This window comes from Parabacteroides caeci (assembly GCF_023656795.1).
GTDB lineage: Bacteria > Bacteroidota > Bacteroidia > Bacteroidales > Tannerellaceae > Parabacteroides > Parabacteroides segnis.
In genome coordinates this window covers 82522-91037 of sequence record NZ_JAMOKT010000023.1, presented here as the reverse complement: position 1 = coordinate 91037, position 8516 = coordinate 82522, and the positions used below count along the sequence as shown (strand labels likewise).

General features: G+C 45.3%; 5 protein-coding genes. 2 read left to right on the top strand and 3 right to left on the bottom strand.

The genetic code is table 11. The annotated features are described in order from the left end of the window. Nucleotides 1-213: 213 nt before the first annotated feature. On the bottom strand, nt 214-1761 hold the full coding sequence (locus NBH15_RS13320; protein ID WP_244050865.1) for a PD-(D/E)XK nuclease domain-containing ATP-binding protein: 1548 nt from the start codon (nt 1759-1761) through the stop codon (nt 214-216). A 154-nt stretch (nt 1762-1915) separates the two neighbouring features. Continuing rightward, nucleotides 1916-2818, bottom strand: coding sequence for an AraC family transcriptional regulator (locus NBH15_RS13315; protein WP_244050864.1), 903 nt, complete (start codon nt 2816-2818; stop codon nt 1916-1918). A gap of 164 nt (nt 2819-2982) precedes the next feature. Between NBH15_RS13315 and NBH15_RS13310 the strand changes: the two genes are divergently transcribed. Beyond that, nucleotides 2983-6309 (top strand): SUMF1/EgtB/PvdO family nonheme iron enzyme, encoded by a 3327-nt coding sequence (locus tag NBH15_RS13310; protein ID WP_128134304.1) that lies wholly within the window; start codon nt 2983-2985, stop codon nt 6307-6309. Then, a complete protein-coding gene (locus NBH15_RS13305) occupies nt 6306-7193 on the top strand; it encodes a beta-propeller domain-containing protein (protein ID WP_128134305.1) in 888 nt (295 codons plus the stop codon). The genes NBH15_RS13310 and NBH15_RS13305 overlap by 4 nt, the downstream gene beginning before the upstream one ends. A gap of 14 nt (nt 7194-7207) precedes the next feature. On the opposite strand, the gene NBH15_RS13300 is transcribed toward NBH15_RS13305, so the two are convergent. Then, the gene (locus tag NBH15_RS13300) at nt 7208-8509 is read right to left on the bottom strand and encodes a sensor histidine kinase (protein WP_250822817.1); all 1302 of its coding nucleotides are present in this window, start codon (nt 8507-8509) and stop codon (nt 7208-7210) included. Nucleotides 8510-8516 lie beyond the last annotated feature (7 nt).

Sequence of the window (8516 nt, the reverse complement as noted above, 5' to 3'; positions counted from 1 at the left end):
TGGAATTATTACTCTAATATATTGATTTTCAAGGAGAATATAAAATAAAACAATGAGATAATTAACTGAATTATAAATTTTTAAAACCTGAATCAGAAGCTGTTTTCAACTCCTGATTCGCATAAATAACAACAATACACAAATCGTCCGGCAAAAGAGGTAAAACTGAATACCTCATTTGGCCGGACGTATTTATTTCACTCTTTTACTCAGTCACTCTACAATCCACTTTTCGATATTACGGATCTTCGCACTGAAATTGACACCTATTTTAAACAATTTACGTCCATCCGCTTCAAAGGGCTGTGCATACTGTTTTTCGTTTATTTGCTGCAAGGCCTCCTCTGCCGTGCCATCCAGTTTAAACTCCATGACGTAAATGTATTTATCTGTTTGCAGGACAAGGTCGATGCGGCCATAGGATGTATGGTATTCCGCTTTTACATAAAAGCCAACCAGTTTGAAGACGATAAAGAGCACATTCTGATAATGCAGTTCCAGATCTTTTACCAACTCATAAGGCGTATCAGCAAAGAAACTTTGCAGGCGGCGGAAAAAGGTATCGATCTCGCCAGCACGTATCTCGCGGACAAATTTCTGTATCTCAAACGGAGCTTCAATCTTATTAAACCGTGTGTAGAAAGGCATCAGGAATTTGATAAAACCTTCTTCCACCTCTTCATTGGGAAAACCGAGACGATAAAGGCCAAATTCCTCGTCATACCCTTTTATCGTCAGATAACCACTCTGGAAAATGACCGGGATAGGCTGCTCATCGCCATAAATACTATTCAGCACATCGACATCAGTCTCTTCATGTGCCATACGTTCCAGATCATAGTGGCTGCGTTTCAATAATTCCACAAGGTAGGTAGGGGTGCCTGTTTCAAACCAGTAACTACCAAACTTCATCTTGTAAAAGGTATTCAATAAACTAAATGGATTATAGATACCTTCAGTATTTTCCACAAAATGATAACCGTCATAACGTTTCTTCAATTCGGCAAACGCTTCCTCGTAACTCATTTTCAGCTTATCAGCCAGTTCTTGCAAATCTTCTTTCAGGTTATCACGTATCTCCTGCCCAGTTACTCCGCACAAAGAGACATAACGTTCATCCATCGAAATATCGATTAAATTGTTCAGATCACTGAAAACGCTTACCTTACCAAACTTCGTGACACCTGTCAATATAGCGAATTTGATGCAACCGTCCATTGTTTTGAGCACGCCATAAAACGGTTTCAGGGTATTCCTGTATTCCTTTTGTAAAGCCTCATTACCTATGGCTTGCAGTAAAGGTTTATCGTATTCGTCTACAAGGATAACAACGCGCTGGCCGGTCTGCTCACAGGCACGTTTCACAACACCTTTGAAACGCAAGGCAAGAGTAACCTCTCCAGGGCCTGTACCATAAAGGATTTCCCAATTCAGAAGAGCTTCGTTCAGGATTTTATCAAGGCTGTCCGGTGTATCATATTTCCCGATATTGAGATCCAGATGCAGTATCGGATGCTTTATCCAATCCTTTTCCAGCTTTTCCATTGCCAGGTCCTCAAACAGTTCCTTCTTTCCTTGGAAATAGGCTTCGAGGGTGGAAATCATCAGACTTTTACCAAAGCGGCGCGGACGGCTCAGGAAGTAATAACGTCCTGTTTTCACCATCTGATAGATCAACGCCGTTTTATCTATATAGAAATAACCGTCTTTGCGAAGACTTTCAAAGTTCTGTATGCCGATGGGGTAAATCTTACTGCTCATACATTTTTTATTTTAACCGGATAATGACTCTGACAAAAGTACGAAAAAGAACACTGCCTACATCCTTTTTTCGAAGATAATCCTTTTTTTGACATCAGTAGAAGTTCGTGTCCCTACCTTATATACGGCATAATCGGGCATGTAACACATCAACTCACATAGGATGATTATCCGACTTCAATTCATTGAATTGTTTCACACGATACTCTCTCGGGGAACAACGGACCATTTTTGAGAACAAGCGGGAAAACTGAGAAAGATTGGTGATGCCTACTTTTTCCGCAATTTCGATAATCGACATATGGGAAGTAAGCAGTAAAGTTTGTGCCCGTTCGATTCGTTTCATCTGGATATATTCGCAAGGGGGCATGCCAATAATCCGTTTAAAGACTTTGGAGAAATGGTCGGGAGTAATACACATCAAATCAGCCAAGACCGAAACAGAGATACGCTTGTCCAGATGCTTATTTATATATTGTATAGCCACATCCAGTTTTTCATACAAGCTGTTCGCCTCCGGTGAAAGCAAACACTCTTCCGTTATAAAGCGGGAAAACAGTTGCAGCAGGATACCGCTACTCTCCACCAGGTTGGAGAATGTCGAAACCGAAACCTCATCTTCCCGGGTATAAATATTCCTGTCGTTATCATAATGCTTCGGGTCGGACGTCGGCAACGACTTATACGGGTTCAACGCCAGAAAACGTTCCATCAGGGAATAATCCATCGGGGTAGCCTCGACCTGCAAATCCATTTTCATCGGATTGCTGATACCTTTCCCTCCTTTCGTCTCATCGAAAAAACAGATATAATAATGCTCCATAAAATCATCACATTCATAACTATGGAAAGCAAACTTGGGTATAAGGAAAAGTTGCCCGGGCAATAATTCGTATCCCTTCTGATTAATATAGACTTTTCCTTTCCCTTTCGTAATCAGGTAAAGTCGGTAAAACGGACTGATGACATCCTGATAATTCCACCAGGTTTCAACCCGGGAATAGTCGGCATAAAGCAAGGGCAACGACAGGTCGTATGGAGAATAAGAAACAAGCATATCAGACATTTATTAGTTAACCGGTGTAAATATAGGAATAATATTTAAATGCACAATATCGGATTATGCAAAGTATTCATCTTATTTTGTCAAAGATTATAGCCGAATAGCCTTTACTTTTGTAATTACTAAACTTCATCTTATCACATAATTCTAATTACACTATGAAACGGCTTATAACAGCATTACTTATCGTGTCCGGACTATGTAGTCCGTTCCTCCTTTCGGCGCAGGACTCCTGGCAAAGCCTGATTAACAGGCTTACCTATTACTCACCGGAAAAATACAAATCGGCAATAGATAACCTGAAAAAGAAATATCCCGACAGTTACCGCCCCGATAAAGATTGGGAGAAAGCGCTCAACGAACTGAAAACCGATAAGGAAACACTTATCAGCGGTTTGAAGGCCAAAGACCCCAAAGCGGAAAAACAGGCAAAGAAACTGTTGAAACAACTGGACGCTGCCCTGCTGGCTAACCCTTTGCTAGCAGACAAACAGGTGGTAGCCATCCGCCGGACGCTGGGCGATAAGGCCCGTACAGCCATGAGCGGGCAACTGGGCATCGCCCCTTCCAATTTTCAGAATAATTCGGAGATTGGAAATCCGAAAGCAGGCTGGACCAACGAGTTTGTTTCATTGACCGTCAATCCGGATAAAATAAAACAATCGCTCCTGTACAAACCGGAAGACGGAAAAATCATCACCGACCCGGAACCGCACTTCGACGGGAAAAGACTAATGTTTTCTTCCATCGGCACCTCCGACCGCTGGCATCTGTTCGAACTCGACCTGACCACAGGTAAAACCCAACAACTAACCCCGGATACATATAAAGATTTCGACAGCTTCGACGGTTGCTATACACCGGACGGACGATACATCTTCTGTTCGACAGGTACCTTCCTCGGACTGCCTTGTACAGATGGAGGAAATAAAATGTGCGGACTATTCCTGTATGATCCAAAAACAAAACAAACCCGTCAGTTGACATACGACCAGGACAGCAATTGGGGACCGGTCATGATGGACAACGGTACCGTGCTCTACCAGCGTTGGGAGTATGCTGACCTGCCCCATTCCAATTCGCGCCTGCTGTTTACCATGAATCCGGACGGCACCACACAATCGGCTTTCTATGGTTCCAACTCCTACTTTCCGACTTCATTCTTCAATGCTCGCCCCATACCGGGACGACCATCAGCCGTGGTTGGCATAGCCTCCGGTCATCACAGCGTTTCGCGCAGCGGACGCATGCTGATCATCGATACCAATAAAGGCCGCCACGAAGCGGACGGAGTCGTTGCCGAAATCCCGTATGCCGGCAGAAAAGTGGAAGCTGTCGTTCGCGACCGCCTGCCCGACGGTATATGGCCGCAGTTCCTGCAACCGTATCCATTGAACGATACATACTTTTTGGTTTCCATGAAGGAAAACCCGGAAAGCTTGTGGGGACTTTATCTGGTCGACACGTTCGATAACCGTACTCTGATTGCTGAAGAGGAGAACGTAGCTTATCTTGAACCGGTGTTGATGGACAGTCGTAAATCACCGAATGTAATTCCCGACCGTATCAATCTGGCATCTTCAACTTCCACTGTTTTCCTGCAAGATATTTATGAAGGTGAAGGACTAAAAGGTATTCCACGTGGTACAGTAAAGAAACTACGCATCGGCTCTTTCAGCTTCAGCCCGTGGGGTCAGGGCGGATTGCTGGGCACTATTGGTATGGACGGACCGTGGGACATCAAGCGAATCCTGGGCGAAGTGGATGTTGAAGAAGACGGCTCGGCCATGTTCACAATCCCTGCCAATACGGCCGTATTCGTACAACCGCTGGATGCAGAGGGAAAAGCATTACAGATTATGAGAAGCTGGTTTACCGGAATGCCGGGCGAAACGGTCTCTTGTATCGGTTGCCATGAAGAAAAATCAACAATAGCCATTCCGAAGCGGACAAAAGCATCCCTGCAAAAACCGCAAGCCATCAAAGAATGGTACGGAAAAGAGAGAGGATTCAGCTACCGTCACGAAGTACAACCCGTTTTGGATAAATATTGTATCTCCTGCCATAATCAGGACAAACCCGGAAAGCCGTACCTGAAAGGAGACAAATGGATTAATGACTGGACTTCAAACATATCGGGAAGAGCCTGGAAAAACGGCGGACATTTTACACTTTCGTATGCCAACCTGCACCGTTACGTACGTCGGCCGGGTATTGAGAGCGATATGCACATGCTGGTTCCGATGGACGTACATGCCGATCAGACCGAACTGATGCAGATTCTCCAGAAAGGGCATTACGGCGTTAAACTGGATAAAGAGTCTATGGAGAAGCTTGCCTGCTGGATAGACTTCAATGCTCCTTTCCACGGACGTCGTTCTGACATTCCGAAGTTTGAAGATGCAGAAAAGAGTAATGAACTTCGGGAATTATACCGCGAAATGTTCGGTGCCCCGGAATCGACAGCCGAATGGTTACCGGAAATCCCACAGAATATAGAACCCGTCAGATTTGAAAAGGAACAGAAACTTTTAGGCGATACCCTGCTGGCTAAATGGCCTCTTTATAACCCAACCGAAAAATCATACGCACAATGGGACAACACGCAATGGAAGCAATTGGCATTAGGTAACTTCCAGAAAAGCATCCCGCTGGGTAACGGTATTACTTTGGAATTGGTGAAAATCCCGGCAGGTTCCTTCATCATGGGTAGCGACCGGCATCCGGACGAATTGCCCCAGACAATCGTACAGGTAGACAAACCTTTCTGGATGGGACGTTTCGAAATCACTAACGCACAGTTCAGGGCCTATAACCCGGCACACGATAGTCGCGACGAACACCGCCACGGCTACCAGTTCGGACGCAAAGGCTATTCCATGAACCATCCCGACCAACCGGCCGTACGCATCTCCTGGCAAGAAGCGATGGAGTATTGCAAATGGTTATCCGAAAAGACAGGTATGAAGTTCTCGCTTCCAACCGAAGCGCAATGGGAATGGGCTTGCCGTGCCGGAAGCGATACGCCTTTCTGGTATGGTGATATGTCGACCGATTTCTCACGCTATGCCAACCTGGGAGACATCAAGCTGAAAGAGTTCGCCGCCTGCACCGCTTATAAATTCTACGAAAGCGCCATGGTGGTAGAGAATCCCAACAAATACGACGACTGGATCCCACGCGACACGACTTACAACGACGGAGGTTTCATCTCCGAACCGGTAGGACGTTACGTCCGCAACCCATGGGACTTGTTCGATATGCACGGAAATGTATGGGAATGGACCTTGTCTTCCTATCTGCCTTACCCGTACAACGAAAATGACGGACGAAACGAGTTGTCTTCAGAAAACGGCAAACGGGTTGTACGCGGAGGTTCCTGGTACGACCGTCCTTACCGTTCGACATCTTCTTTCCGCCTGCCGTACCGTGAATATCAGAAAGTATATAATGTTGGATTCCGTGTAGTAATGACTGAAGAATGATAGAACGCTATTTTAAATATCTGTTTTGCATTGTAGTAGTAATTAGCACTTGTTGCTCGTGCAGCAATACCAGAGAAAAGTTGCTTGTTTCCGGCTGTGGCTGGAAACAAGTAGCAATTCTCGACAAAAAAACAGGAGAGATAGAATGGAGTCACCCGCTTAACAAAGGGGAAGACTGCAACGATGTTGAAATAACCAGGGAAGGAAATATCCTGTATGCCTACACTTCCGGTGCCCGGATGATTACCCGTGACCAGCAGACGGTGTGGGACTTCAAAGCGAAGAAAGGGGAAGAATTATTCACCGCAACCCAGCTGCCTTCCGGCCATTACATGCTAGCAATCTGCGGCACCCCTTCCCGCATCATCGAACTCGACCCGCAAGGTCATCCTGTCGAAGAGATTGAGTTTGACACCAGCATCACCGGTGTGCACGACCAGTTCCGCCAGATTGTAAAGACACCGCAAAACACTTACCTGATACCACTGATGGGAAAAGGGGAAGTAGTTGAAATGACTAAAGAAAAGGAAATTATCAACAGGGTCGAATGCGGTGGCAATCCCTTCGCCATCCAGATACTGAAAAACGGAAACTGGCTGGTATCCTGCGGCGATGCACATAATTTCGTGGAGATAGACCCTGCCGGCAAACAGATTGTCAGAAAAGTCGGAAGCGACGACTTACAGAACATCTCTTTGTTGTTTGTTGCCGAACTGGTCCGGTATGACAACGGAAACACGCTGATAAGCAACTGGAACGGACATAGTAAAGACAAATCGCAACCACTACTGGTAGAAGTAACTCCGGACAATACAGTTGTCTGGACGCTTCCGCTACATCAGGACATTATCAATATCTCAGCCGTCTATTCATTCAAGGAATAGACGTTGTTCCCGGTTTATTCAAACAATATACGGAACCTTGTCAAACCGTCCGTATAAGTACGCAGGGAAAAAGAGCAGTTCTGTTTCTGCAATACTTCGCGTATAAAGATCAGGCCGATCCCCTGCCCGTTCGGTTTGGTGGAGAAGAAAGGACTGAACAGCTTCTTTTCAGTTTCTTTGTCTATTCCTTTGCCGGTATCTGCTATTTCCAGGCAGACAGGGTTACGTGAAGTACGTATGTAAATCTTGCCGTCGCGCCCGATCGACTCGGCGGCATTCTTTATAATATTGACAAGCACCTGTTCAAAAAGCGAACTATCCAGCCGCACGACAGGAGACACTTCATCCAGCTCCATAATGATTTGGATGTTGCGGTTCTGGCAAACCGTCTCCATAAACCGCTTACAGGAAGTCACCACCGTATTTAATTCATGGTTACGTATTTGCGGTTTAGGGATGCGCACCACATCGGCAAAGTTTGTAATGAAATGACTCATGCTGTAACAGCGTTCGATGGAAACACGCAACACGTCGCATATATCTTCCGTATTTTCCATCTCGCTGAAAGTGGATTCCAACGTATCCAATGTAGATGTAATACCGGCAGTTGTATTATTTACCTCATGGGCTATCATGCGGATTACCTTTTCATAGGCTTTCTTTTCTGCCTTAAATACTTCCTGCGTCAGTATTTCCACCAGATAGAATGAGTGATGGAATCCCCGGTCGACAAAAGAGGAATGCGTACATTTATATATATTGGCATCGTTCAGGCGAACAGTCTGCGATTCATACAAAGGAATACGCGCCAACTCCACTGCCAACGGGGAATCTATCTCTGTAAAAGATTTTCCGGCGAAATCGACCGACAAAGGTTGTCCGAACATCTTGCGGGCAGCGGGATTCAGCGATATGATCTCATTATCCAGATTCAGCATAATCACTCCCATAGGAGAAGCATTGATCAGCAAATCCAGGAAATGATTCTGTTCCCTCAGATGCAGGCGTTCGTTTTTCAACTGTTCCATCATCTTATTGAAGATGTCCACGATACGGTCGGCCTCCTTCTGCCCGACACGGCTCAGGCGGGAACTGAAGTCCTGCTCTTTCAGCAACTCCATACCATTGCCGATAATATCCAACGGCTTGATGATACGCCGGTAAAAAAGGAAAAGGTACAAGATCGTGACCAGGACAACACCTTCCACAACAAAGAACATGAAGGAAGAATAATTATAGAAGACATGGTAAGTGATAACTGCCAGAATAGTCAGCAGCAACCCGGTCAATATCCAGAACAATCCTTTTATCCTCATTCGAATA

Coding starts and splice junctions, on each gene's coding strand:
- NBH15_RS13305 (WP_128134305.1), top strand. CDS start 6,306: ATGATAGAACGCTATTTTAAATATCTGTTTTGCATTGTAGTAGTAATT.
- NBH15_RS13315 (WP_244050864.1), bottom strand. CDS start 2,818: ATGCTTGTTTCTTATTCTCCATACGACCTGTCGTTGCCCTTGCTTTAT.
- NBH15_RS13310 (WP_128134304.1), top strand. CDS start 2,983: ATGAAACGGCTTATAACAGCATTACTTATCGTGTCCGGACTATGTAGT.
- NBH15_RS13300 (WP_250822817.1), bottom strand. CDS start 8,509: ATGAGGATAAAAGGATTGTTCTGGATATTGACCGGGTTGCTGCTGACT.
- NBH15_RS13320 (WP_244050865.1), bottom strand. CDS start 1,761: ATGAGCAGTAAGATTTACCCCATCGGCATACAGAACTTTGAAAGTCTT.